This window comes from Sphingopyxis sp. H073, assembly GCF_001468395.1.
GTDB lineage: Bacteria > Pseudomonadota > Alphaproteobacteria > Sphingomonadales > Sphingomonadaceae > Sphingopyxis.
In genome coordinates this window covers 1-24,805 of record NZ_LNSG01000009.1, presented here as the reverse complement: position 1 = coordinate 24,805, position 24,805 = coordinate 1, and the positions used below count along the sequence as shown (strand labels likewise).

General features: G+C 58.2%; 23 protein-coding genes. 12 read left to right on the top strand and 11 right to left on the bottom strand.

The genetic code is table 11. The features are described from left to right. Positions 1 to 1,006: 1,006 nt before the first annotated feature. Together ATE64_RS16205 and ATE64_RS16200 are read right to left on the bottom strand one after the other, a co-directional pair. The gene (locus tag ATE64_RS16205; protein ID WP_058455754.1) at positions 1,007 to 1,417 is read right to left on the bottom strand and encodes a type II toxin-antitoxin system VapC family toxin; all 411 of its coding nucleotides are present in this window, start codon (positions 1,415 to 1,417) and stop codon (positions 1,007 to 1,009) included. Next, on the bottom strand, positions 1,417 to 1,647 hold the full coding sequence (locus ATE64_RS16200) for an AbrB/MazE/SpoVT family DNA-binding domain-containing protein (protein WP_058455900.1): 231 nt from the start codon (positions 1,645 to 1,647) through the stop codon (positions 1,417 to 1,419). The genes ATE64_RS16205 and ATE64_RS16200 overlap by 1 nt, the downstream gene beginning before the upstream one ends. 182 nt (positions 1,648 to 1,829) lie before the next feature. On the opposite strand from ATE64_RS16200, the gene ATE64_RS16195 reads away from it, so the two are divergent. The 12 genes from ATE64_RS16195 (at position 1,830) to ATE64_RS16135 (ending at position 14,000) form a co-directional block, all read left to right on the top strand. Next, positions 1,830 to 3,866 (top strand): conjugal transfer protein TraG, encoded by a 2,037-nt coding sequence (locus ATE64_RS16195; RefSeq protein WP_058455753.1) that lies wholly within the window; start codon positions 1,830 to 1,832, stop codon positions 3,864 to 3,866. Then, complete coding sequence (locus tag ATE64_RS16190) at positions 3,863 to 4,282, top strand: ribbon-helix-helix protein, CopG family (RefSeq protein ID WP_058455752.1); 420 nt, start codon at positions 3,863 to 3,865, stop codon at positions 4,280 to 4,282. The genes ATE64_RS16195 and ATE64_RS16190 overlap by 4 nt, the downstream gene beginning before the upstream one ends. A gap of 139 nt (positions 4,283 to 4,421) precedes the next feature. Further along, positions 4,422 to 5,405: a P-type conjugative transfer ATPase TrbB gene (trbB, locus tag ATE64_RS16185; protein WP_058455751.1), complete on the top strand. Its 984-nt coding sequence runs from the start codon at positions 4,422 to 4,424 to the stop codon at positions 5,403 to 5,405. Next, complete coding sequence (locus ATE64_RS16180; RefSeq protein WP_058455750.1) at positions 5,402 to 5,734, top strand: TrbC/VirB2 family protein; 333 nt, start codon at positions 5,402 to 5,404, stop codon at positions 5,732 to 5,734. Before trbB ends, ATE64_RS16180 begins: the two co-directional genes overlap by 4 nt. Continuing rightward, the gene (locus ATE64_RS16175; RefSeq protein ID WP_058455749.1) at positions 5,734 to 6,012 is read left to right on the top strand and encodes a VirB3 family type IV secretion system protein; all 279 of its coding nucleotides are present in this window, start codon (positions 5,734 to 5,736) and stop codon (positions 6,010 to 6,012) included. Before ATE64_RS16180 ends, ATE64_RS16175 begins: the two co-directional genes overlap by 1 nt. Before the next feature lie 11 nt (positions 6,013 to 6,023). Beyond that, the gene (gene trbE, locus ATE64_RS16170) at positions 6,024 to 8,468 is read left to right on the top strand and encodes a conjugal transfer protein TrbE (RefSeq protein ID WP_058455748.1); all 2,445 of its coding nucleotides are present in this window, start codon (positions 6,024 to 6,026) and stop codon (positions 8,466 to 8,468) included. After that, positions 8,465 to 9,166 (top strand): P-type conjugative transfer protein TrbJ, encoded by a 702-nt coding sequence (trbJ, locus tag ATE64_RS16165; protein WP_058455747.1) that lies wholly within the window; start codon positions 8,465 to 8,467, stop codon positions 9,164 to 9,166. Before trbE ends, trbJ begins: the two co-directional genes overlap by 4 nt. Before the next feature lie 331 nt (positions 9,167 to 9,497). After that, positions 9,498 to 10,799 carry a P-type conjugative transfer protein TrbL gene (gene trbL / locus ATE64_RS16155; RefSeq protein WP_058455745.1) on the top strand — a complete coding sequence of 434 codons (1,302 nt, stop codon included), beginning with the start codon at positions 9,498 to 9,500 and terminating at the stop codon, positions 10,797 to 10,799. A gap of 6 nt (positions 10,800 to 10,805) precedes the next feature. Then, positions 10,806 to 11,492 carry a conjugal transfer protein TrbF gene (gene trbF, locus ATE64_RS16150; RefSeq protein ID WP_058455744.1) on the top strand — a complete coding sequence of 229 codons (687 nt, stop codon included), beginning with the start codon at positions 10,806 to 10,808 and terminating at the stop codon, positions 11,490 to 11,492. A 107-nt stretch (positions 11,493 to 11,599) separates the two neighbouring features. Then, positions 11,600 to 12,520, top strand: coding sequence for a P-type conjugative transfer protein TrbG (gene trbG / locus ATE64_RS16145; RefSeq protein WP_231729139.1), 921 nt, complete (start codon positions 11,600 to 11,602; stop codon positions 12,518 to 12,520). After that, positions 12,517 to 13,752, top strand: coding sequence for a TrbI/VirB10 family protein (locus tag ATE64_RS16140; protein WP_058455742.1), 1,236 nt, complete (start codon positions 12,517 to 12,519; stop codon positions 13,750 to 13,752). Before trbG ends, ATE64_RS16140 begins: the two co-directional genes overlap by 4 nt. Next, positions 13,749 to 14,000, top strand: a complete 252-nt coding sequence (locus ATE64_RS16135) for a DUF2274 domain-containing protein (RefSeq protein ID WP_058455741.1) — start codon at positions 13,749 to 13,751, stop codon at positions 13,998 to 14,000. The genes ATE64_RS16140 and ATE64_RS16135 overlap by 4 nt, the downstream gene beginning before the upstream one ends. Here ATE64_RS16135 and ATE64_RS16130 read toward each other — a convergent pair. The 9 genes from ATE64_RS16130 to ATE64_RS16100 form a co-directional block, all read right to left on the bottom strand. Further along, positions 13,973 to 14,881 carry a LysR family transcriptional regulator gene (locus ATE64_RS16130; protein ID WP_058455899.1) on the bottom strand — a complete coding sequence of 303 codons (909 nt, stop codon included), beginning with the start codon at positions 14,879 to 14,881 and terminating at the stop codon, positions 13,973 to 13,975. The genes ATE64_RS16135 and ATE64_RS16130 overlap by 28 nt on opposite strands. A gap of 157 nt (positions 14,882 to 15,038) precedes the next feature. Continuing rightward, complete coding sequence (locus ATE64_RS21265; protein ID WP_082657754.1) at positions 15,039 to 16,310, bottom strand: DUF3422 domain-containing protein; 1,272 nt, start codon at positions 16,308 to 16,310, stop codon at positions 15,039 to 15,041. 8 nt (positions 16,311 to 16,318) lie between these two features. Beyond that, positions 16,319 to 17,191 carry a tetrahydrofolate dehydrogenase/cyclohydrolase catalytic domain-containing protein gene (locus tag ATE64_RS21260; RefSeq protein ID WP_082657753.1) on the bottom strand — a complete coding sequence of 291 codons (873 nt, stop codon included), beginning with the start codon at positions 17,189 to 17,191 and terminating at the stop codon, positions 16,319 to 16,321. A gap of 19 nt (positions 17,192 to 17,210) precedes the next feature. Then, positions 17,211 to 18,140, bottom strand: coding sequence for an electron transfer flavoprotein subunit alpha/FixB family protein (locus ATE64_RS16125; RefSeq protein WP_058455740.1), 930 nt, complete (start codon positions 18,138 to 18,140; stop codon positions 17,211 to 17,213). Beyond that, a complete protein-coding gene (locus ATE64_RS16120; RefSeq protein ID WP_058455739.1) occupies positions 18,137 to 18,886 on the bottom strand; it encodes an electron transfer flavoprotein subunit beta/FixA family protein in 750 nt (249 codons plus the stop codon). The genes ATE64_RS16125 and ATE64_RS16120 overlap by 4 nt, the downstream gene beginning before the upstream one ends. 23 nt (positions 18,887 to 18,909) lie before the next feature. Then, entirely contained in the window at positions 18,910 to 19,572 is a 663-nt protein-coding gene (locus ATE64_RS21255; protein WP_082657752.1) for a cupin domain-containing protein, read from the bottom strand. A gap of 187 nt (positions 19,573 to 19,759) precedes the next feature. After that, complete coding sequence (gene purU / locus ATE64_RS16110; RefSeq protein ID WP_231729138.1) at positions 19,760 to 20,644, bottom strand: formyltetrahydrofolate deformylase; 885 nt, start codon at positions 20,642 to 20,644, stop codon at positions 19,760 to 19,762. Then, positions 20,641 to 23,091, bottom strand: coding sequence for an FAD-dependent oxidoreductase (locus tag ATE64_RS16105; protein WP_058455736.1), 2,451 nt, complete (start codon positions 23,089 to 23,091; stop codon positions 20,641 to 20,643). Before ATE64_RS16105 ends, purU begins: the two co-directional genes overlap by 4 nt. Before the next feature lie 107 nt (positions 23,092 to 23,198). Beyond that, on the bottom strand, positions 23,199 to 24,668 hold the full coding sequence (locus ATE64_RS16100; RefSeq protein WP_167541776.1) for a TonB-dependent receptor: 1,470 nt from the start codon (positions 24,666 to 24,668) through the stop codon (positions 23,199 to 23,201). Positions 24,669 to 24,805: the final 137 nt, after the last annotated feature.

Below are 24,805 nucleotides of genomic sequence, written 5' to 3'. Positions count from 1 at the left end.
CCTGAAAAGCTATGCCCCGGACGCTTTGCGTTCTCTATAGCCATGCGAGACAAGATTTAGGGTACTATCTCACTCAGAGCGCTAGCAGGGATTTATCCATATATCCTGCATCGCTGCCTTGTCCAGACCGAACTCTCAACCGGCCTTTGAAGGCTCAGATCCCCCTATCAACCTGCCTAAATCTGCGCGGCCCAGTCGGAATCCCGTCCCAAATATTGTAACCTCCATCAGTAAAAAGTCTGCAGTGTAATTCCGGCACACCGGACCATATCCGCTAAAAGCAGACTTTTGTTGCCTGCTTCAAACGACACTATCTGATCAATCGCGAGACGCGGTTTCTCGTTTTGGACCTTTAGGTACAGAAAAGCCTAACTTTACGCATTGAGTTCTTTCACAATGGCGCCCCATCAATCTGGTATACTGGCCTATGGTGCGGGCACACTTGCCCACATGATCGGGACAATACCTAGCTCTACATTGTAAATCACAAATGCTATAGAGTTGATGCTCGCCAGGGTACAAGGACTTGCGCCCACCTGTCTGCTAGTTGCAAGTACGCTTCCGGGAATACTTCCCGCGGCCATGTCTGGATCCCTTTCGGCAAATCAACAGATTGATAGCATATCGCCGCAAGTCTAACGTCATGATCAAAAATTAACTACGAAAATCGATCAAGGCGATCCAATATTCTCCCTAGAAATATAAGGTTAGAACTATAAGAATAAATAAATCTCCTTCTATATTATAACGTAATATAATAATATCTCTTGATGTTACAGCCATCATATATGAATATTTATTTTATAGATATTTATCACAATAATAAGAGGTTCATTCTAATGATTTTCTCAATTCTCCGTCGGCAATTCTCTCGTTGAACATCCGACCGAACCAACGTCCGCAATGAGAGCATCTAAACCAAAGTGGACAGTCACATGGCCTGCTTACGAGTAGCAGTTAGCATTATTCCATTTGTAGAAAGAGATTATTCGAATCGTTTCAATCTCTATCCCCTCTCGGCTTCCCAATCCTCGCAGCGCAGACCCTCGACCCGCTCGAACTCGCGCAAATTACCCGTGACGACGATGAGGCCGCGGCTGCGGGCATGGCCTGCAATCAGCAGGTCATAGCCTCCGATCACCTGTCCAGCCCGTTCGAGCGTTGCGCGAATATCAGCGGCATGATCGGCGGCTTCGGGATCGAACGCCAGCACTTCGAGCCGCGCCGCAAAACGTTCCACCTCCTGACGATGATGTTCAGGCCGCGCGGACTTGGCGGCGCCATGCAGGAGTTCCGTGAGAACGATGGTGGAGATGCACAAGCTCTCCGCGCGTTCATTGAACAACGCGCGTAATCCTGGCGGTCGATCACGCAGCACGCAGATGCACAAATTGGTGTCGAGCAAATAGCGCAGCATCAGAAGCTGTCACGCACCTGAGCTTGTGGCTGATCCCGCTCCGGCAACGCGATACCCGGCGCCTCGAAAAAATCGTCCCAGATCGCTTCAGCGGGCAGGATGATGCGGCGCTTGCCCTCGCGGACCACGCATACCTCCTTCACCCCTTCGGGAAATGCGACATCCTTGGGCAGCCGTACGGCCTGCGAGCGGTTCGACCGAAACAGCGATGTATGCGCGGGCTTGTTCATGGGCTGCACCTCAATTGGATATGCCATATGTATATCCCGCGAGGCATGACGTCAAATTGATTTGTCGCCCCTCCCTCTACGCCAGCCCCTGTATTTCTGCGCCAGCCTTCGCCCTGCGCGCGATGTCCCTTGAATGTCGTGGCTGATGGCCCCCGTTTCCTATGGAAACGAAGGAGACTGTCATGCCCGGAACGAAGATATTATGGGGTCAGGTGATTGCGGTGTTCGCGCTGGTGCTCGCCGGCATCTGGTCGGCGACGCAATGGACCGCGCATGCACTCGCCTATCAGAGCGAGCTGGGGCAGCCCTGGTTCGTGGCAGAGAGCTGGCCCGTCTATCCGCCTTATGCCTTCTTCTGGTGGTGGTTCAGCTATGATGCCTATGCACCGCACATTTTCGAGAAGGGCGCGCTCATCGCGGTCTCCGGAGGCTTTGCCGGGATCATAGTGGCAATCGCCATGTCCGTCTATCGCGCGCGGGAGCGAAAAAGCGCCGAGACCTATGGCACCGCACGCTGGGCCACTCCCAGCGAAATCCGCAAGGCGAAGCTGTTTTGCGACGAGGGCGTGGTGCTGGGCGAGTTCGAAAACCGCTATCTGCGCCATGCGGGACCCGAGCATATTCTCTGCTATGCGCCGACACGATCGGGGAAAGGCGTGGGTCTGGTGCTGCCCTCGCTGCTCACCTGGCGCGGGTCAGCGATCGTTCACGATATCAAGGGTGAGAACTGGCAGAAGACGGCGGGATTTCGGGCATTGCACGGTAAAGTATTGCTGTTCGATCCGACCAACGCCTTGTCCGACAGCTATAATCCCCTGCTCGAAATCCGCAGGGGCATATGGGAGGTGCGTGACACCCAGAATGTCGCCGACATATTGGTCGACCCGGAAGGTTCGCTCGACAAGCGCAATCACTGGGAAAAGACCGCCCATGCGCTGCTCGTGGGCACGATATTGCATGTGCTCTATGCACTTCCTGACAAGAGTCTTGCCGGCGTCGCCGCCTTTCTCTCCGATCCGCGCCGTCCGATCGAGACGACCCTCGCCATCATGAAACTGACCCCGCATCTGGGAGAAGCGGGGCCTCATCCCGTGGTGACAGCGACCGCGCAGGATCTTTTGAACAAATCCGCCAATGAGCGTTCGAGCATAGTCTCGACCGCAATATCGTTCCTCTCGCTCTATCATGACCCGGTGATTGCCGAAATCACCCGCAGCTGCAGCTGGCGCATCGCCGATCTTGTCGAGGGTGCGCGGCCCGCGACCCTCTATCTCGTCATTCCGCCCTCGGACATTTCGCGGACGCGGCCGCTCATCCGGCTCATCCTCAATCAGATCGGCAGGCGGCTGACCGAGGATCTGGGTTCCGTGCCGGGGCGGCACAGGCTGCTCCTCATGCTCGACGAGTTCCCGGCCTTAGGAAGGCTCGATTTCTTCGAAAGTTCGCTCGCCTTCATGGCGGGCTATGGGATCAAGTGCTTCCTCATTGCCCAGAGCCTCAACCAGATCGAGAAGGCCTATGGGCAGAATAATGCGATCCTCGACAATTGCCATGTGCGGGTCGCCTTTGCCACCAACGATGAGCGCACCGCAAAACGCGTATCGGATGCGCTCGGCACGACGACGCAGCTGCGCGCGATGAAAAACTATGCCGGTCATCGCCTCTCTCCCTGGCTTGGCCATCTGATGGTGTCGCGCTCGGAAACGGCGCGCGCCCTCCTCACCCCGGGCGAGATCATGCATCTCCCCGATCATGAAGAAATCGTGATGGTCTCCGGTCTTAATCCGATACGCGCCCATAAGGCGCGCTATTATGAGGATGCGCGCCTTGCCGCACGAATAGTGCCGCCACCCGATCCCGCGCGTTCTGCAAGAACGACCCGGCCCGACGACTGGAGCGCACTCGACCCAATAGCAGAACCCGATCTTCCGCCACCTCCAAAAGCTGCTGCAAGGATGGAAAGGCCGCAAACTCAGGGCGACGGAAACCAGAGCGAAGGCGAACCGGAAGAAGAGGAGGACGACCGGCATCTGGTGCCCGAACACAGCCTCCATATCGCGATCACGCCGCCGACACAGGGACCCGCCAACGAATTCGATCAGGATGCGGAAGAGGAGGAACGGCGCAAGGCCTTCCAGCGCGACCGGCTGATCGCGCGCGAACAGGCGGATGCGGCGCGGCGCGCGGCGATGGACCGCGAGGACGGGATCGAGCTATGAGCAGCAAAGCCCGGCTCTCGGTCTATCTCGACCCCGGCATCATGGCGGCATTGGCCGCCTATGCCGACCGGCGGGATCAATCGCGCTCTTTGATCGCCGAAGCCGCGATCGCGAGCTTCCTCTCACCCGACGCCGACGAACAGCGTGAAGCCGCGATCGCGCGGCGCCTCGACCGCATCGACCGGCGATTGACCCGCAATGAGCGCGATGCCGGCATCGCGGTCGAGATGATCGCAATGTTCGTACGCTTCTGGCTCTCGAACGCGCCGCCCCCGCCCGAAAGCGAACGGGCCTTGCTCAGGCGTCTCGGCAATGATCGCTATGACGCCTTCATCGACGCCCTGGGCCGCCGACTCGCCAAGGGTCCGAGGGTGCGGCAGGAACTGCGCGAGGATATATCGGCAGCGGAAGAATGACCGCCCTACGCTGTGCCCTGTCTTTCTACGCTGGACCACGACGCTCCATTTTTGCTGTTGATTGAACAGCTTTTCTGCGTCTCTTGATGATCCCCATCACCATCGGGGCATGCGATCCGCCCCAGTTTGAGGGGCCGTCATGACCGTTCATCCACTCCGATCCCAGGCATCGACCCGCGGCAACCGCATGCTGCGCACTGCACTGGGACCTGAGATCCAGACCTGGCTCGGGCAAGCGGACATCATCGAAGTGATGCTCAATCCCGATGGTCGGCTCTGGGTCGACCGGTTGGGATCGGGCATGGCCGATACCGGGCATCGCCTTTCCCCCGACGCAGGCGAGCGGATCGTCCGCCTGGTTGCCCATCATGTCGGGTGCGAGGTCCATGACAGGGCGCCGCGCGTATCGGCGGAACTGCCCGAGACCGGCGAACGCTTCGAAGGCCTGCTACCGCCGATTGTCCTGGCTCCAACCTTCGCGATCCGCAAGCCCGCATCCAGCGTCTTCACGCTCGAGGACTATGTGCGCTCCGGCATCATGAGCGCGGCGCAAGCCGATAGCTTGCGCGAGGCCGTTCTTTCCCGCCAGAATATCCTTGTCGCTGGCGGCACCGGCAGCGGCAAGACGACACTCGCCAATGCCCTGCTCGCCGAGGTCGCAAAGACCAGCGACCGCGTGGTCTTGATCGAAGACATCCGCGAACTGCAATGCGCCGCCCCCAACTGCGTCGCACTGCGCACCAAAGACGGCGTAACGTCGCTTGCCGAGCTGGTGCGCTCGTCGCTCCGGCTGCGTCCCGATCGCATTCCGATCGGTGAGGTGCGCGGCGCCGAAGCGCTCGATCTCATAAAGGCATGGGGCACAGGGCATCCAGGCGGCATCGGCACCATCCACGCCGGGACAGCACTGGGCGCGCTGCGGCGGTTGGAACAGCTCATTCAGGAAGCGGTCGTCACCGTGCCGCGCTTAGCTTTAGCCGACACCATCGATATCATCGCCATTCTCGTCCGGACCCCAAGCGGACGCCGCCTGACCGAACTCGCCCGTGTCGAGGGTCTCGATACCGGCGGCGACTATCGCCTCACCTCCCTTACCCTATCCTCACATGGAGACATAGCATGACCCACTCTATCGCACAGCGCGTCCGTCACACTGCCGCCTGGCTCGGCGCCAGCCTGTTCGCTTTCGCCACCACCGCGCCCGCTTATGCGGCAGGTTCGTCGATGCCGTGGGAGGCCCCGTTGCAGGCGATCCTCGCCTCGATCGAAGGCCCGGTCGCCAAGATCATCGCGGTGATCATCATCATTACGACCGGTCTGACGCTTGCGTTCGGCGACACCTCAGGCGGCTTTCGTAGGCTGGTGCAGATCGTCTTCGGTCTATCGATCGCCTTTGCCGCCAGCTCCTTCTTCCTCTCCTTCTTCAGCTTCGGCGGCGGAGCACTGATCTGATGCTCGAACACAAGAGCATCGAGCCCTGCCCCGGCTATTTCGCGCCGGTGCACCGGGCCTTAAGCGAACCGATCCTGCTCGCGGGCGCGCCGCGCGCGCTGGCGATTGTCAATGGCACGCTCGCTGGCGCGATTGGCCTTGGTTTGAGGCTCTGGATCGCGGGGCTCATCTTCTTCGCGATCGGGCATATCTCAAGCGTGTGGGCAACGCGGCGCGACACTGACTTTGTCGAGGTCGCGCGCCGCCACCTTAGATTTCCCACCTATTTTCGCGTCTGAAGGTCCGCCCCATGCTCAACCTGCGCGAATATCGCAAAAAACCGCAGCTGCTCGCCGATTTCCTGCCCTGGGCGGCTCTGATCGCGCCCGGCATCATCCTCAACAAGGATGGCAGCCTGCAGCGCACGGCGCGCTTTCGCGGTCCCGATCTTGAAAGCGCGGGCGCCGCCGAGCTCGTTACGACGAGCGCGCGCTTCAATGCGGCGCTGCGGCGTCTGGGCTCCGGCTGGGCGATCTTTACCGACGCGCAGCGCGTGCCGGCGCTGGATTATCCGGCGAGCGCTTTTCCCGATCCGGCCTCGGCGCTGATCGACCAGGAGCGCGCTGCGCAGTTCGCCGAGGAAGGCGCCCATTATGAGAGCCGCTATCATCTGACCCTGCTATGGCTGCCGCCGCGCGAGGAAGCGGCCCGTGCCGAGCGCTGGCTCTACGAGGGAAGCAGCCGCAGCGGCGTGGATGGCGCAGACCATGTCGGGCATTTTATCGACCGGACCGAGCGGCTGCTGCATTTGCTCGCCGCCATGATGCCCGAAGCCCGCTGGCTCGATGACCGCGAAACCCTGAGTTTCCTCCACAGCTGCATCTCGACAAGGACGCAGCGCGTGCGCGTGCCGGAAGTGCCGATGCATTTGGACGCCCTGCTCGCCGACGAACCCTTGACCGGCGGCCTGGAGCCGAAGCTCGGGCACCATCACCTGCGTACCCTTAGCGTCATCGGTCTCCCGAGCGTCACCTTCCCCGGCATCCTCGATGATCTGAACGCGCTTGCCTTCCCCTATCGCTGGTCGACCCGCGCGATCATGCTCGACAAGGTCGATGCGACGAAACTCCTCGCCAAAATCCGCCGCCAATGGTTCGCCAAGCGCAAATCCGTCGCCGCTATTTTGAAGGAGGTGATGACCAACGAAGCCTCGGCCCTGCTCGACAGTGACGCGGCGAATAAGGCGCAGGATGCCGACGAGGCGCTGCAGGATCTGGGCGCCGATCATGCCGGACTCGCCCTGGTGACATCCACGCTTATCATATGGGACCAGGACGCCACCCGTGCGACCGAAAAGCTGCGGCTCGTCGAAAAGGTCATCCAGGGCCGCGACTTCACCTGCGTCCCTGAAGGCATGAACGCGATCGAGGCGTGGCTTGGGAGTCTACCCGGCCATGCCTATGCGAATGTGCGTCAGCCTCCGATTTCCACGCTTAACCTTGCCCATATGCTCCCCCTCTCAGGGCTATGGGCAGGGGCGGAACGGGACGAGCATCTGGCGGCTCCCCCCTTGCTCTATGGCAAGAGCCAGGACTCGACCCCGTTCCGTTTTTCCCTCCATGTCGGCGACGTCGGCCACAGCCTTGTCGTCGGACCCACGGGCGCCGGCAAATCCGTGCTGCTCGCGCTCATCGCCTTGCAGTTCCGCCGCTATGCTCAGACCCAAATCTTCGCGTTCGATTTTGGCGGGTCGATCCGCGCCGCGACGCATGCCTGTGGCGGCGACTGGCAGGACCTCGCGAGCAGTCTCCACGGGTCGGCAAGCACGACCATGCCCGTCGCCTTGCATCCGCTCGCCCGCATCGACGATCCGGCGGAACGCAGCTGGGCGGCGGAATGGCTGGGCGCAATCCTTGGCCATGAGGGCGTGACGCTCGATCCGCAGGCAAAGGAGCATCTCTGGAGCGCTTTATGTTCGCTTGCCTCTGCCCCGCAAGAGGAGCGTACCCTGACCGGTCTTGCCGTACTGCTGCAATCCTCGGCGTTGAAACAGGCGCTTGCGCCCTATTGTGTGGGCGGCGCCTGGGGTCAGCTGCTCGACGCGGAAAGCGAGCATCTGGGATCGAGCAGCTTCCAGGCGTTCGAAACCGAAGGGTTGATCGGTTCGGCATCGGCCGCCGCCGTCCTTTCCTATCTTTTCCACCGCATCGAGGTGCGCCTCGACGGGTCGCCCACCCTCATCCTCATCGACGAAGGCTGGCTGGTGCTCGACCATCCGCTGTTTGCCGCGCAGCTGAAGAGCTGGCTCAAGACGCTGCGCAAGAAAAATGCGAGCGTCGTCTTCGCAACGCAGAGCCTCGCCGATATCGAGAGCTCGGCCATCGCGCCCGCCATCATCGAGAGCTGCCCGACCCGGATCTTCCTGCCGAATGAGCGCGGGCTCGAACCGCAGATCGCGCGCATCTACGAACGCTTCGGCCTCTCACCCCGCCAGATCGAGATCGTGGCCCATGCCACGCCGAAGCGCGATTATTATTGTCAATCCCCACACGGCAATCGCCTCTTTGAGCTTGGCCTCGGCGAGATCGCCCTCGCCTTCACCGCCGCTTCGTCCAAATCCGACCAGCGCGCCATCGCCGACATCATGACCGACCATGGCGCTGAGCACTTTGCCGCCGCCTGGCTCAAGCATCGCGGCCTCGACTGGGCCGCCGATCTTCTTGAAAATTCTCAACTGAAAGAATCAAATCCATGAAAAAACATCACTTTCTCCAAGCTATCAGCCTTGCCCTCACGCCCGCTTTACTTCTTGCCCCTGTCGCCCCGGCGCAGGCGATCATCGTTTTCGATCCGAGCAACTATGCGCAAAATGTGCTGACCGCCGCGCGCACGCTCCAGCAGATCAACAACCAGATCCGCTCCTTGCAGAACGAGGCGCAATCGCTTTTGAATGAGGCGAAAAATCTCGCCAATCTGCCGCTCTCCGTGCTCGCCCCCTTGCAGGCCCATATCCAGCAGACCAAGCAGCTGATCGCGCAGGCGCAGAACCTGGCCTATGATGTCCAGAGCATCCAGGCCCGCTTCGCCGCGCAATATAAGTCGATCTCACTCTCCGCCAGCGATCAGGCGCTGATCAACGATGCACGGGCGCGCTGGACCACCAGCGTCGGCGCGTTCGAGGATGCCCTAAAGGTCCAGGCCGGCGTCATCGGCAACCTTGATGGCGCGCATGTGGTGATGCAGGATCTAGTGAACGCGAGCCAGTCGGCGTCGGGTGCGCTGCAGGCAGCTCAAGCGGGCAATCAGCTGCTCGCCCTCCAGGCCCAGCAGCTCTCCGATCTGACCGCGCTCATCGCCGCCCAGGACCGCGCGCAGGCGCTGGAGGCCGCGCGGCAGGCCACCGCAGAAGCCGAAGGCCGCGAGCGGCTACGGCGGTTCCTGGGCAACCCATGAGATCGATCGCACAGCTTGGCCTTGCCGCTCTTGTCGCAGGAACGATGGTCGCCATCGCCTTTGTGACATTGGGCACCGAGGTCCGGCACGAGCCGCCGCCGCTCCCGTCCGAGGTTCCGGCCAGCCATGATCCGCTCGCAAAAGAACTCGCCCGCTGCGTGAGGCAGAGCCCGCCTGATGCGTCGTGCGAGGCTGTCTGGGCCGCCCATCGGCGCCGCTTCTTGGGCGAGGATAGGCCTCGGTCCGAACCCCGCTCAGAGGCCGTAGCCGCCCCCCATTCCGCGGATGGGAGTGGCGACGACAATGCCAGCGCAATGGAGGGTCCGACCCCATGAACAATACCGGCATCATCGACAGCTTCCTCACTGTCTTCATGACCTATATCGACAGCGGCTTCGGCTTGCTTGGCGGCGAGGTCGGGTTTTTGTCCTCCACCCTAATCGCCATCGACGTGACATTGGCGGCGCTGTTCTGGAGTTGGGGCGGAGACGAAGATATTCTCCAGCGTTTGGTGCGGAAGGCCCTCTATATCGGCTTCTTCGCTTTCGTGATCGGCAATTTTTCGAGCCTTTCGACCATATTGTTCGAGAGCTTTGCCGGCCTTGGCTTGATGGCGAGCGGATCGAGCCTCAGTCTCGCGACCTTCATGCAGCCGGGCGCCATCGCCGCGACCGGTCTGACCGCGGCAAAGCCGCTCGTCACTGCAACCAGCGATCTGTTGGGCTTTTCCGCCTTCTTCGCCAATATCGTGACGATCGCGATCCTGCTGCTCGCTTGGGCTTTCGTCGTATTGGCCTTCTTCATCCTCGCCGTGCAGGTGTTCATCACGCTGATCGAGTTCAAGCTCGTCACTTTGGCGGGCTTCGTGCTGCTCCCGTTCGCCTTTTTCGGCCGCACCGCCTTCATGGCCGAGCGGGTATTGGGGCACGTCGTCTCGTCCGGCATCAAGCTCCTGGTGCTCGCCGTCATCACCGGCATCGGCACCACCCTCTTCACCCAGTTCACGTCCAGCATAAGCGGTGTCATCCCGACCGCCGAGGAAGCGATGTCGATGGTGCTCGCCGCGCTCTCATTGCTGGGCCTCGGCATATTCGCGCCCGGTATCGCCAACGGCATCGTCTCGGGCGGACCGCAATTGGGAGCTGGCTCGGCGGCAGGCACCGCATTGCTTGCTGGAGGGAGCCTTGCTGCCGGCGTCGCCGCGACGCGTCTCGGATCGAGCGCGGCGGCGAGCGCGATCACCGGAACGGCGGGAGGTAGCGCGCGTGCAGCCGGCGCTGCGACCATGGCCTATGGCTTGGGATCGGCCGGCAAGCGCGGCGCGGCCGCGGTTGCTTCAGGCCTATCTGCGGTCGGCGAAGCGGCGGCAAGCAGCGCGACCTCGCCGCTCCGCGCCGCATCCGAGACCATGAAAGCCGAGTTCCGCCACGGCGCGCGCGGCGTGCTGGGGGTGACCGGCAGCAGCGACGCTGCCACGGATAGTACGCCCGCTCCTTCGGCTCCTCCCGCCTGGGCAACTGCGCTCCGCAACCGCCAGGCGCTGAGCCATGGCGCCAGTATCGCCGCGCATACGCTCCGCTCAGGCGATGGTGGCGGGTCGGGCGCTTCTGTCGATCTTTCAATCAAGGACTAAACCCTTATGTTCTTCAAACGATCCGCCATCCATTATGGCACGACACCCGAACCCGTCACCCCCTATCAGCGCGCCGCGCAAGTGTGGGACGACCGCATCGGTTCCGCGCGGATGCAGGCGAAAAACTGGCGACTCGCCTTTTTCGGCGCGCTGATGCTCTCGGGCGGGCTCAGCTTTGGCCTTGTCTGGCAAGGAGCGCGCGGGACCATCACGCCCTGGGTGGTCGAGGTCGACAAACTCGGGGCGGCGCAGGCGGTCGCGCCGGCAGAGGCGGGATGGCAGCCCAGCGATCCGCAGATCGCGTTTCAGCTCGCACACTTCATCGAAGAGATCCGCTCGATCCCCGCCGATCCCGTCATCGTCCGGCAGAACTGGCTACGCGCCTATGATTTTGCCTCGGACAAGGGCGCACTCGCCTTGAACGACTATGCACGCGCCAATGATCCCTTTGCGCAAATCGGCAAGGTGCAGATCGGCGTCGATGTGTCGAGCGTCATCCGCGCTTCGCCCGACAGCTTCCGTGTCGCCTGGGAAGAGCGCCGCTATGAAAATGGCAGTTTGGCTTCGACCACGCGCTGGTCGGCAATCCTCACCGTTTCGCTCCAGACCCCACGCACGCCCGATGCGTTGCGCAAAAATCCGCTCGGTCTCTTCGTCACCGCCATCAACTGGTCAAAGGAACTCGCCCCATGAGATATCACACTTCGCGCCAGCTCGGCGTAGCTACTCTTCTGTCCCTGTCGCTTGGTTTGGCGATGCCCGCATCTGCCCTCGCCATGCCGCACCATGCCGGCCTCGTCATGATCCCCGCCAAGGAGATAATGGTGTCCCGTCCCAACCAAGAGATCGTCACGCTCCCGCAGCCGCTGCCGCTCCCCGGCCAGTTAAAGCCTGTGCCCGATACGAATACTTCCAAAGCCGCATCATCTATCTCGGCCGCGCGGGTCAATGCCGCGAATGCGGCCGCGCGGGTGCAGCCGGTACGCGACGGGTTCCTCAATGCGATCCAGCAATATCCTTTTGCCGAAGGCGCGCTCTATCAGGTTTATACGGCCATCGGTCAGGTCACCGATATCGCCCTGCAGGAAGGCGAGCAGTTGGTGGGATCAGGCCCGGTCGCGGCCGGCGATACCGCGCGCTGGATCATCGGCGACACGATTAGCGGAGGCGGTAGCGGCGCCAGTGGCGTCCAGACCCGCGTCCATATCCTCGTCAAGCCGACGCGCGCCAATCTTTCCACCAACCTCGTCATCAACACCGACCGGCGTACCTATCATCTGGAATTGAAGAGCACGCCTGCCACCTATATGGCATCACTCTCCTGGACCTACCCGCAGGATGAACTCATCGCGCTGCGCACCCGCAATGAACGGGCGTTGGCCACCGCCCCGATCGCCAGCGACTTCAATGTCGCGGCGCTCGATTTTGGCTATGCGCTGAAAGGCGACAAGCCCAGATGGCGGCCGCTGCGCGTATTCAACGACGGCGGGCAGGTCTTCATCGAATTTCCCGAGAGCATCGCGCGCGATGAGCTGCCGCCGCTTTTCGTGGTGGGACCGGCGGGCAAGGCCGAACTCGTCAATTACCGGTACAGCGCGCGCTTCATGATCGTCGACCGGCTGTTCGAAACCGCCGAATTGCGCTTGGGCGATCGGCACAGCATGCAGACGGTGAAGATAGTGCACCGCACCTCGAACCGGGAACAGGATAAACGGCCATGACCGGAAATGTCCCACCCGCCGCGGGTGAAACAGATCGCGCGGCCTATGACGGTTCCCATCCGCCTCAGCCCGCTCCCGATTTTGCTTTGCGTGGGGTGATGCCCACAGTGATGCGCCTCTCGCGCAAATCGGTACTGATCCTGAGCCTTGTTGCGACATCGGCGATCAGCGCGGCGCTGCTTGTCGCGCTTCGCCCCACCCATCATGACGCCGGTCCCAATCTGGTCGAGAACGAAAGCCATGCGACGCCCGAAAACATCGTCTCGGCACCCAAGGACTATAGCCAAGTGCCGAAATTGGGGCCGCCGCTCCCTGGCGATCTCGGCGGTCCGATCCTTGCCGCGCAGCAGCGTGGCGAACGGGTAGACTTGCCGCCGGTCGGCGCTTCCACTGCGCTACCTGCGGCCAACGCTGCCGACACGCTCGGCCAGCAGGCGCGTCAGGAACGCGAAGCCGCACGAACCAGCAGCCTGTTCCTGCGCGATGGCGGCATCGCCAACGCAGCAGCCCCCTCTCAGCCAGATCCCATACCAGTCATGGCTGGTCCTGGTCTCGAAACCGGTGCCAATAGTGCGCCCACTACTCCAACGCCGCAGCAGGCCTTTCTGCAGACATCCAAGCGCGCGCCCATAAGTCTGGAACGGTCGATGCCACTTGCCTCCCCCGCAACGCTGCAGGCGGGCAGCATCATTCCCGCTGCGCTCCTCACCGGCATCCGCTCGGATCTGCCGGGCACCATCACAGCGCAGGTGACCCAGAATGTCTTTGACAGCGTCACAGGAACAATTTTGCTCATCCCACAGGGCTCCCGGCTGATCGGCGACTATGATGCAAGCATCAGCCAAGGCCAGAACCGGGTGCTGCTCGCCTGGGACCGGCTGATCTTTCCTGATGGGCGCTCGATCCTTCTCGACAGGCTGGTGGGCAGCGATGCATCGGGCTATTCCGGGCTGGAGGACAGGGTGAACCGGCATTGGGGCAATGTTGCGAAGGCCGCTTTGCTCTCGACCATTCTCGCCATCGGCGCAGAAACCGGTTCGGGCAGCGACGATGCCTTGACCCGTGCGCTGCGTCGCGGCGCGCAGGACAGCGTCACCCGGGCCGGTGAACAGGTCATTGGGCGCGAACTGGCCGTGCCGCCGACCCTGACGATTCGGCCCGGCATGCCGCTTACGGTCATCGTTGCGCGCGACATCGTCTTCGATCAGCAGACCGCCGGAGCAGCGCGATGAGCCGCTTGAAAATCGGACCGATCGTGCAAGACAAGCCGGTCCGCATGACAATCGAGCTACCCGCATTGGTGCATCGCGATTTGCTCGATTATACACAGGTGCATGGCATCCAGACAGGGCAGAAAAGCGCACCGGAGAAATTGATACCGCCCATGCTGGAGCGGTTCATGGCGACAGATCGCGGCTTTGCAAAGGCGCGCCGGGAGAACGGCAGCGCCGGTCAGCTCCGCAAAGGAGGCAGCGAATAGCGCTCGCGCACGAATTTGAGAAAGCGCGTCAGCACCGGATTGCGATTGTCCTCGCGCCAATAGCCGGAATAGCCGGCACGGAATTGCCCGGTGCTCTCGACGAGATCACGGTATTGAAGACCAGTGATCCCCAAGCCCAATACGGCTTCAGAGGTAAGCGTAATGCCTTCGCCCATCGCAACGATGCACATCAGCGTCTCGCGGCTGACATCGCGTACCTCGATATGCGGTTGCAGGAACGGCGTGCCAATCTTCGCGGTAAGCAGTTTGTGGATCTGCGGACCGGGATCGCTTGTGGACAACACAATGGTCTCGCGCAACAAATCGGAGAATACGATCTGCTCCATTGTTGTGAGGGGGTGCGCTTCCGGAAAGACAACGATGATCCGGTCGCTCCACAGGGTCTGGTGCTTCAGATCCGGTTCCGGTACCTCACCTATCAAAATGGCGATATCGAGCATCCCGCATTCGACATCGCGCAGCAGATGCGTGCGATCGCGTTCGGCGTAGTCGATATGTATCTCCGGGTTGGCACCGCGAAATGCGGCCAGCGTTCCACGCAGGTTTCCTGCCGAGATCGAGGTATGGAATCCGATCGCGACCTGGCCGATGATGCCGTCCTTCTTTTGCCGGACCCAATGGTTGAGTTGATCGAACTCGCTAACAAGGCGTTTTGCGGTGAGGAGGTAATTCGCGCCGTCATGGGTAGGCACGGCGCCACGAGTGGTGCGGTCGAAAATGATCATACCTAGCCGCTGCTCGACCTGCAAAATATGACGGCTTAAGGTCGTTTGCTTGATCCCGAGCTTGCGCGCGGCACGATTGAAACTGCCAGCTTCGGAAGCAGCGACAAGATACCGAAGCTGGCGGAGTTCGATCAAATAAAGCGCTCCCTCTTGGATCGAAAACTCCAAAATCATAAAGATAATACAAAATTTCTATTTACGATAGAATTAACTGATATAAACTAAAAATTTAATTAATAATATTTATTATTATTATTAGATAATATAAATACAATTTTATAAAATAATCTTCCTATGCTTCATATCTTGACTTGCCTAATTTCTTACGTTTATTAGCAATAAATAATCCAAAACCGAATAGAGTTATTGGAACGGCAATAGATTCACTCATTTCAACAAAATGTTCACCAAAATATAATTCATATGCTTTAACGAAATGCGAGAATAGTGAAACCATGTAATAAGAAATTGCAATTACGGATAAACCTTCAACAAAATGTTGCATACGTAATTGTGCTATCGATATATTCCGCATTGATTTAAGAAGAAGCGCGTTTTGATTTTCAATTCGCGTTTCTATACGTGTTCTTAGAAGGGCGGCAAACCTATCTGCACTGAGCGCTAATTCTGACAGACGCTGTGCATACGCATCACAGGTTCGCACAGCTGGACGAAGCCGTCGCTCAGTAAAATCGAGCAAGGAAGGATAACCGGACACAGGCAGTGTACTAATTTCATGCAGACGTTCGATTGCTATCCTTGCATAAGCTTGTGTGGCTGCCATCCGGAAACGGGTTGCAGCCACAGCTTGAATTAAACCAAGAGAAACCCCTGTTACTTTTTCTAACAAAACATCATCGATAGAGTCAGGGGATGCGACCTCTGCAGCCAAGGCTGCTAGTTCGAGTTCTGCGCGATCCAAGTCATTCCAATACAAGCGTGCAACAGGTAAACCAAGCAACGCAAGGTTGCGATAATTGCCCAGCTCTTGCAAGCGTTGAACAAGCCGAGTCAAGTCGCCAGGGTCCATACGCTCAGCTGCAATAAGTAGGTGGCCCCATCCATCTTCGCCGATCCGGAAGTCAGACCACAGCCTTGCCTTTGCCTCCGTGCCGACGTAGCAACTAATCACGTCACTAGTTTTCATTTTTAGCTCGGGCAGATACATCTCTGCATCGCTAACCGACTCAAAGATAAAAATCTTTGTTGCGCGTATTACCCTGCCGGGCAAGTCCCTCGCCCAACGGCAAACTTCTTCCGGGAAAGCCAGATGTTCTCCTACGACCATCGGCAAGATAACTGTTATAGCACTTGCTTCGCTAAAACGCTCCAATACAAATGGCACTCCGCCGGGTAAAACGCCTGAAGTTTGCCGCGGATTGTCACTAGGGTCTAATTTAGTATCAGGAAGGCCATCAATGGCGTTAGCCTGCGCTTCCCATTCATCTTGATCCACCATTCTAAGGATCTGGATCAACATTGTTGGCACCGACAGGGTCGGCCAGCGTCGCAGGTGCATTTCATTGACCACCTGCTGGCGTTGAGGATGCTCGACCCAGCCCATGTAATCTCCTACGAGCTTGTCGCCTCGGTCGAACGGAAAGCTGCCTGGGCTGTATTTGCGAGCAGGCAGGCGATTGTCATCGGACCGACTCCCCCCGGTACGGGTGTGATAGCCCTCGCATGTCCCAATTCATCCGTGGCGCAATCGCCTCTAATTTCCGTAGCTCCATTAGGAAGGGCAACCCTCGTAATGCCAACGTCGATAACCACTGCGCCGGGCTTGACCCAATATCCGCGTACCAGATGTGGGGCGCCGGCCGCAGCTACAACGATATCGGCTTTGCGTGTAATATCGTGCAAATCGCGAGTCTGGATATGAGTCACCGTTACAGTGGCCTCGCGTTCTAACAACAGCATTGAAATCGGTTTACCGACAATATTGGATTTACCGATCACAACCGCGTTCAGACCGCTATAGTCCTCAATCAAAGTATCAAGGATCATCATGACACCGAGCGGCGTACAGGGTACGAGCCCCCCTGTTCCCGTAGACAGTCGTCCGACATTTACCGGGTGAAACCCGTCCACATCTTTGAAGGGAGCGATACGATCGAGTACGACGGAATCCTTGATGTGTGCTGGAAGGGGAAGCTGAACCAGAATCCCGTGCACATCTGAACGGGCATTTAGTTGATCGATGATGGAAATCAGTTCCTCTTGAGTACAGTCAACAGGCAAGCGATGCTCGAACGAGATGATCCCCGCTTTAGCGCACTGGGCAATTTTTCGCCGCACGTAAATCTCGCTTGCAGGATCATGGCCTACAAGAATTACAGCCAGACCGGTCGATATGCCGACGCTCTCCCGCAGAGCGCGTACTTGCTCGGCAGTCTCCTGAATTACCTGTGCCGCAAGTTTGCGGCCATCTATGATCTGTACCACGCCTACCTCTAATTGCTGCTCAAAGCTTGCCTGCTAGTTCAGGCAAAACTGTGAACAGGTCTCCGACGAGGCCGATGTCTGCGACCTGGAAGATGGGGGCGTCCTCGTCCTTGTTGATGGCGATGATGGTCTTGCTGTCCTTCATGCCGGCAAGGTGCTGGATCGCGCCGGAGATGCCGACCGCGACATAGACTTCGGGCGCGACGATCTTGCCGGTCTGGCCGACCTGATAGTCATTCGGCACATAGCCCGCGTCGACCGCCGCGCGCGATGCGCCTACTGCCGCGCCGAGCTTGTCGGCCAGCGGGAAGATCGTGCTCTCGAACGTGGGGCCATCTTTGAGGGCGCGGCCACCGGAGACGATAATCTTGGCTGATGTGAGTTCCGGGCGCTCCAGCTTGGCGATCTCCGCGCCAACGAAGCTCGACAAGCCCTTGTCGCCGGTCGAGGACACCGCCTCAATCGTGCCGCTACCGCCGTCCTTAGCCGCCTTCTCGAACGCGGTGCCACGCACGGTGATGACAAGTTTGGCATCGGACGTCTTCACCGTCGCAATCGCATTGCCCGCATAAGTGGGCCGCGTGAAGGTATCGGCGCTTTCCACCGAGAGGATGTCCGAGAGCTGCATCACATCGAGCAACGCGGCAACGCGCGGCGCGATGTTTTTGCCGTTGCTGGTCGCGGGTGCGACGAACGCGTCATGATGGCCCATGAGGTCCACGATCAGCGGTGCGACATTCTCCGCGAGCGCATGATCGAACGCCGCATCGTCCGCAACATGGACCTTGCCCACGCCCGCGATCTTCGCGGCCTCGGCGGCTACACCGCCAACGCCAGCACCCGCAACGATCAGATGCACCTCGCCCAGCTTCGACGCCGCCGTGACGGCGGAGAGAGTCGCGTCCTTAAGTGCGCCGCCCTCATGCTCTACCCATACCAGCGTCTTCATGCTGCCACTCCCAATGCCTTGAGCTTCGCCACCAGTTCATCCACATCGGCGACCTTGATGCCCGCGCTGCGCTTTGGCGGCTCCTCCACTTTAAGCGTGGTAAGGCGCGGGGTGAGGTCGACGCCGTAATCCTCCGGCTTCTTCTGAGCGAGCGGCTTGGACTTCGCCTTCATGATGTTGGGAAGGGACGCATAGCGCGGTTCATTCAGGCGCAGGTCGGTGGTGACGATCGCCGGGAGCTTCAGGCTCACCGTCTCCAGACCGCCATCGACCTCGCGCGTCACGGCAACCGCGTCGCCCGATACCTCGACCTTGCTCGCGAATGTGCCCTGCGCCCAGCCCAAGAGTGCGGCGAGCATCTGGCCGGTCTGGTTCGAATCGTCGTCGATCGCCTGCTTGCCAAGGATCACCATGCCGGAAGCTTCCTCGCCCGCGACCTTCGCCAGCAGCTTCGCCACCGCGAGCGGCTCGATCTCGGCATCGCTCTCGATCAGGATCGCCCGGTCCGCGCCCATCGCCAGTGCCGTACGCAAGGTCTCCTGCGCCTTCGCCGGACCCACGCTCACCGCCACGATCTCGCTTGCTACGCCCTTCTCCTTGAGCCGCAGCGCTTCCTCTACCGCAATCTCGTCAAACGGGTTCATGCTCATCTTCACATTCGAAAGATCAACACCACTCCCGTCCGCCTTCACCCGCGGCTTCACATTATAATCTATCACCCGCTTCACGGGGACTAAAAGTTTCATAGCAAGGTCCTAAATACTTATTGTTAATAGGAGGGAGGCGTCATGGCCCAAACAACCACCGCCTGGGACTCTCCAGGATTTCTGTAAGAATGGGGCTTTTCGCTAGGAAAAGAAAAACCGTCTCCATCCTTGAGAAGATAAGGTTCACCATCAATGGTAATTTCAAATACTCCGGAGATTACCATTCCGCATTCCTCCCCATCATGGCTATAGGGTTCATCTACGGCTGCACCTGGTTCAAAAGTGCTACACAGCACCTGCAGATTACTAATAGCGGACGTATTTATCTGGCATTCCTTGAAACCCGAGGAGAACGTAAGAAATTTCCGGTCGTCACCACGCGTGATGTAGCGCCCCTCCTTCTCCTTTTCTTCGACATCAGAGAAAAAATAACTGATATTTACACCAAGGACGCTCGCCAAAAGCTGAAATGCGTTTAACGTGGGAGATGTAATATCGCGCTCGATCTGGCTGATATGACCAATCGATAGTCCAGTCTTAAGAGAAATATCTTCAATGGTCATTCCCAACAATTTTCGTTTTTCCCTTATCTTTCCGCCCACATTAAGCGGCGTAGACAAAGCATCTGATGTCCCAACATTGCGTTTATGAGCAAACAGCGTTCGCTTGCCACGACCCGGCCCCTTGCCACTAGCCAATTGAGCTTTAGTCATCTTCTTCAGCAATTTCGCTCAGCCCCATATTCTTTCGGTCATCTTCCTGTCAGGCGATGTCCGCTTTGATGCATTTTCATCTTGCAATCAGACTCGTACCTTCCCGGACAGACAGCAGCAAGGCGATATCTTTCGTGGCGCACGTCAAACTAGTTGCAAACTCAGCCGACGGTGCAGTCATCATAATATCAAGGGCCGTTTAGGAGAATACAACTGTTCTCCCTTCGTTCCTAAGTACCCGCTGTTCAGCATGCCATCGAACTGCACGAGTTAGCACCGAGGACTCGATATCCCGGCCGGTTTCAATCAACTGCGCCGGCATCAGGGCATGTGACACCCGTTCCACCGCTTGTTCAATGATTGGTCCCTCGTCAAGATCAGAGGTCACATAGTGTGCGGTCGCGCCAATAAGCTTTACCCCACGTTCGTAAGCCCGTTCATACGGACGCGCGCCCTTGAAGCCCGGCAAAAACGAATGATGAATATTGATGGCGCGACCAGCCAATGCCTCACTCATCTCGGCGGAAAGAATCTGCATATATCGTGCGAGGACAAGCAGTTCGGCACCTCCGGCGCTCATCAGATCGAGAATTTGGAGTTCCTGTTCACGCTTGGCCCCAGCCTCCACGGGCAAATAATGATATGGTATTCCGTACCACCCTGCCAGTTCGGCCATGTCTGGATGGTTGGAAACCACACCGACGATATCAATTGGCAGCGCTCCACGCTTCCAGGACGCGAGAAGATGCGTCAAGCAATGTCCCCACTTGGACACGGCTATCATTACCTTCATCGGCTTGTCAGCGTCTCGTATGGAGCAGACCATGTCGTAAGGCGCGCTGACTTCCGCCAGTTCTGCGCTAAGATCGTCTAGCACCTGCGCCTCGCCACCTGCGAACACGGTTCGAAGAAAGAAGCGATCGGAAAACGGGTCGCGAAACTGTGCCGATTCCTCGATATTGTAACCGCGCTTGAAGAAGAAACCTGATACACAACTAACTATCCCCGGCTGATCTTTACAGTCCAAGGTAAGAATATAACGGTGATTCAACTGCCTGCCTCCCGGAAAATGGACGTCGATCAAACCCGAATCCGACTTGATGACGGATCATAGAGAGGCTTGAGCGAAGCTGTGGCTGACACGAGCTGGCCAGCAACATTGATTTTGATATCGGCACTGTCGAGCCAGTCCTGAGTCACCCCATCCTGACGGTAGAGGTATCCCATGGCCACAGATCCGCCGAGGGTATGACCATACATAGCCGAGCTCGTGAAACCATTCGCCTCTCCGTTCACGACGATCGGCTCGGCATGATAGAGCAGCGGTTCGGGATCCTTGAGCAGAAATTGTACCAGTCTCTTGGAAGGGACGCCCAGTTCCTTTTGACGCAGGAGCGCCTCACGCCCAACGAACCCCTCCGCCTTTTTGAAATCGCAAGCAAAACCCAGCCCGGCCTCTATTGGTGTATCATCGGCGCCTATGTCGTGAGCCCACTCGCGATATGCCTTCTCGATGCGGAGCGAGTTGAGCGCGTGATAGCCGCAATGCTTGAGTTCAAATGCCTGGCCCGCGTCGATTAACTTGTCGTAGACAGGAAGCAGATATTCCGTAGGAACATATAACTCCCAACCCAACTCCCCGACATAAGTGATCCGCAGCGCCTTGATTTTCTGATACCCAATTTCAATATCTTGCATGGTGCCGAACGGAAATGCCTCAAGCGAGAGGTCGCTGTCCGTTAGCTTTGAAAGCAAGTCCCGCGAAAGCGGCCCCTGCAAGTTGAGCATACCATAGGCGCCGGTAATGTCTGCGATTGAGCAGTGAGCATTGTCCGGAATATGCTCCCGGATCCAGGCGAGCACATGACTATGGGTGAAGGCCGCAGTAACGACAAGATATTCTTCGGCACCCAGCCGAGTTATGGTAAGGTCGGCTTCGATCCCACCACGCTCGTTCAAGAATTGTGTGTACACTGCTTTACCAGCGATCACCGCTACGTTGTTGGCACTGATCTTGTTAAGTACTTTTTCCGCGTCCTTGCCCTGGACAAGGAATTTCGAAAATGAACTCTGCTCGAATAGGCCGACTTTCTCTCGGACCGCCCGATGCTCTTGTGCGTTATATTCAAACCAATTCTGGCGCTTGAAAGTATATTCGTATTGCGGCCTAACACCGGCTGGCGCATACCAGTTGGGGCGTTCCCAACCAGCAGACTCGCCGAAGCATGCGCCTGCGGCAGCGACGCGATCATGCAGGACAAGTTTCTTGACATCGCGAGCGGTCTCCCACTGCCGAAACGGCCAGTGGTGCTGATAACCGATGCCCAATGATTCGACCGTACGGTCTTGCAGATATTTCGCATTGCCCTGAAAATCATGAACACGACGAATATCGGAATCAAAGACGTCCATCGGCGGATGGCCGTTTACTATCCAATGCGCTAAGACCATCCCGGCACCGCCACCAGATAGAATCCCAAGAGAATTAAAGCCTGCGGCAACATAATAATTCTGTAACCCCGGCGCACGTCCCATCAGGTAATTATGATCAGGCGTGAAGCTCTCGGGACCATTAAAAAGGATTCGAACTCCGACGTTCGTCATCGAGGGGACTCGGCTCATCGCCTTTTCCAGATACGGAGTTACGCGTTCCCAATCCGGGGGCAACTCGTCAAAGCAAAATTCCTCGGGAATTCCCTTTTCACCCCAAACTGCGGCAACAGGCTCGAACAAGCCCAACATGAGCTTGCCGGTTTCTTCACGATAATAGGCTACATTACCCGGATCGCGCAGGATAGGCAGATTGGCATGCATACCCTCCAAGCTCTCGGTAATGAGATAATAATGTTCGGCTGCCTGCAGCGGAATATTCACACCGGCTCTTAGCCCGAATTCTCGAGCCCACATGCCGGTGCAATTCACAACGTAATCGGCCTCGATGTCACCAGCGTCCGTTGTAACAGCAACAACCCGATCGCCCCGCTTGACAACGTCAAGAACTTTAACCCCTTCGACGATCTTGGCACCGCCCATTCGCGCCCCTTTGGCGAGCGACATGGTCGTGTCGGTCGGGTTGGTACGGCCATCTGTAGGGAAATAAAACCCGGCGAGAATGTCTGAAACATCCGCCAAAGGCCAGAGCTCCTGAACTTGCGCAGGTGTTACCTCCCTGCTCTCAACGCCAAAAATGCCGGCCATCGCGCAACCGCGACGCATTTCCTCAAGACGTTCGTAGTCGCTGGCAATCTGGAGCGAACCGACCCGCATAATACCCGTAGACAGACCGGTCTCTTCTTCCAGCTTTGCATAGAGATCCTGCGTATACTTTGCGAGCTTGGTTGCATTTTCTGTAGATCGCAACGTCGTTAGCAAACCAGCGGCGTGCCATGTAGTGCCGCAAGTTAGCTGCTTACGCTCCAGGAGCACGACGTCTTGCCAGCCAAGTTTCGTAAGATGATAGGCGATGCTGCAGCCTATAACGCCGCCACCGACAATCACGACTTTAGCCCTGCGAGGAATACTAGGGGTCATGTTTACACTTCTTGTTGAATGGACAAAAATTGAAGCGCCCGCGAGAGCCACTCAAAATATTGTGATGTCTCCGCCTCGCCGGGACAGCGAGGCGGAGGACCAACTATTTAGAAACTGCGGCGCACAGACACGTTAAACCACCGCGGCTTTCCCTGTGCCTGAAGGTTGCATCCGCAAACCTGCGACAAATCGAAACCGATATTGTCGTAAACGTTGTCTGTGAGGTTCTTGACACTGAAGGCGACCAACCATTTCTTGTCTTCGCTGGTCCAATCAATACGCGCATTAACCACGCCATAGGGCGCGAGACTATTGGCGTCGAAATTGTTCAGGTTATGCCACACCCGGGACTGATAATTTGCACTAGCCTGAAGGCCGACTTTGCCACCTGCAACCAAGCTGGGAACAGTGTAACGGATAGTGCCGGCCAAGGTCAGTTTGGGCGTAAAGGTCGTCTGAACATTACGCCGCACTCCTCCCACTAGGACATTCTTCACCGTATTGTGCTGTGCGCCAACGTTGAACGACGCTTCGAGATTATCTGTAAGAGAAGCAGCAAGCTCGGCTTCACCACCATATATCCGCGCATTGGCATTGGTGATAAGGCTCGAGAAACCCAACCAGCGCGCGGCCTGATAGTTGTGGTAGTCATAGTAGTAGCCCGCTGTATTGAACCGGACTTTACCGCCAAAAAGAGTGCTTTTGAGTCCGACCTCGTAAGAAATAAGCCGCTCCGGCTTATAGGGAATCTCAGAAGCGGGAAGCGGCGGACCGCCCGCATTGTAACTTCCTGCCTTGGCACCCTGCGTAACGCTGGCATAGACCAGGACATCCTGCACAGGCTTCCAGTTAACTCCCGCCTTCCATGACCACAACGTTTCACCGTGCGAGTCTGCGTAAAGCCCCTGAGAGAAACCAGGGAAACTAATTGCGGGCGAGTAATCCCAGGAATAAGGATTGCCGTTGTCAGTCGGGGTCACGAAAAGAACCTCAAAATCATACCGCTTCTTTTCGCGGGTCCAGCGCAGGCCACCAATCAAATTGACCGTGTCCGTAACCTGATAGTCCACCTGACCGAACGCGGAGTAAGATTCAGTCTTGAGGTTTGCGATGCGCGGTTGATCCCATGAAGGAATAGGATACGCGCTGTCCGGCAACGCCGCGATGCCATGGACGGCATGGGTCTTGATATTCAGGTAATACAGTCCGGTCACCCACTTGAGAGGACCAGTTGCACCGTCAAGACGCAGTTCTTGCGTAAAGGCCTTAGTATTGGCAATGCCATGCCATGCAAACTGATTTTCCGGTCCAGCCTCGAGGTCGAGATTGAAGTCCTTCTTGAACTGCTTGTAATCGCTGATCAGATTGATGTTTACATCCCCCACAGCTGAGGTCAGCTTGGCACTACCACCGTAGGTGGACATGGTATTTGCGTTATCGAATGTATAATCACTCGACGTTACCCGCCCGCTGCCGTCCGGATCGATGTATCCAAACCAGTCACCGCCTGGCAACGGCCGTAGCGCACCGGGGTAAGACGAGAATCCACCATGGACACAGGCACCAGCTTGGATCACCTGGCAGACTTCAGTTGGTGATGCACGCAATGTATTGATTGTCCCCCGTCAGCACCTATGGCACAGATTTGAGGTTGTGAATTAAGGAGGATTGGGGCTTCGTCGTAGTGACGAAGGAACGAAGATGAAGCCCCAAT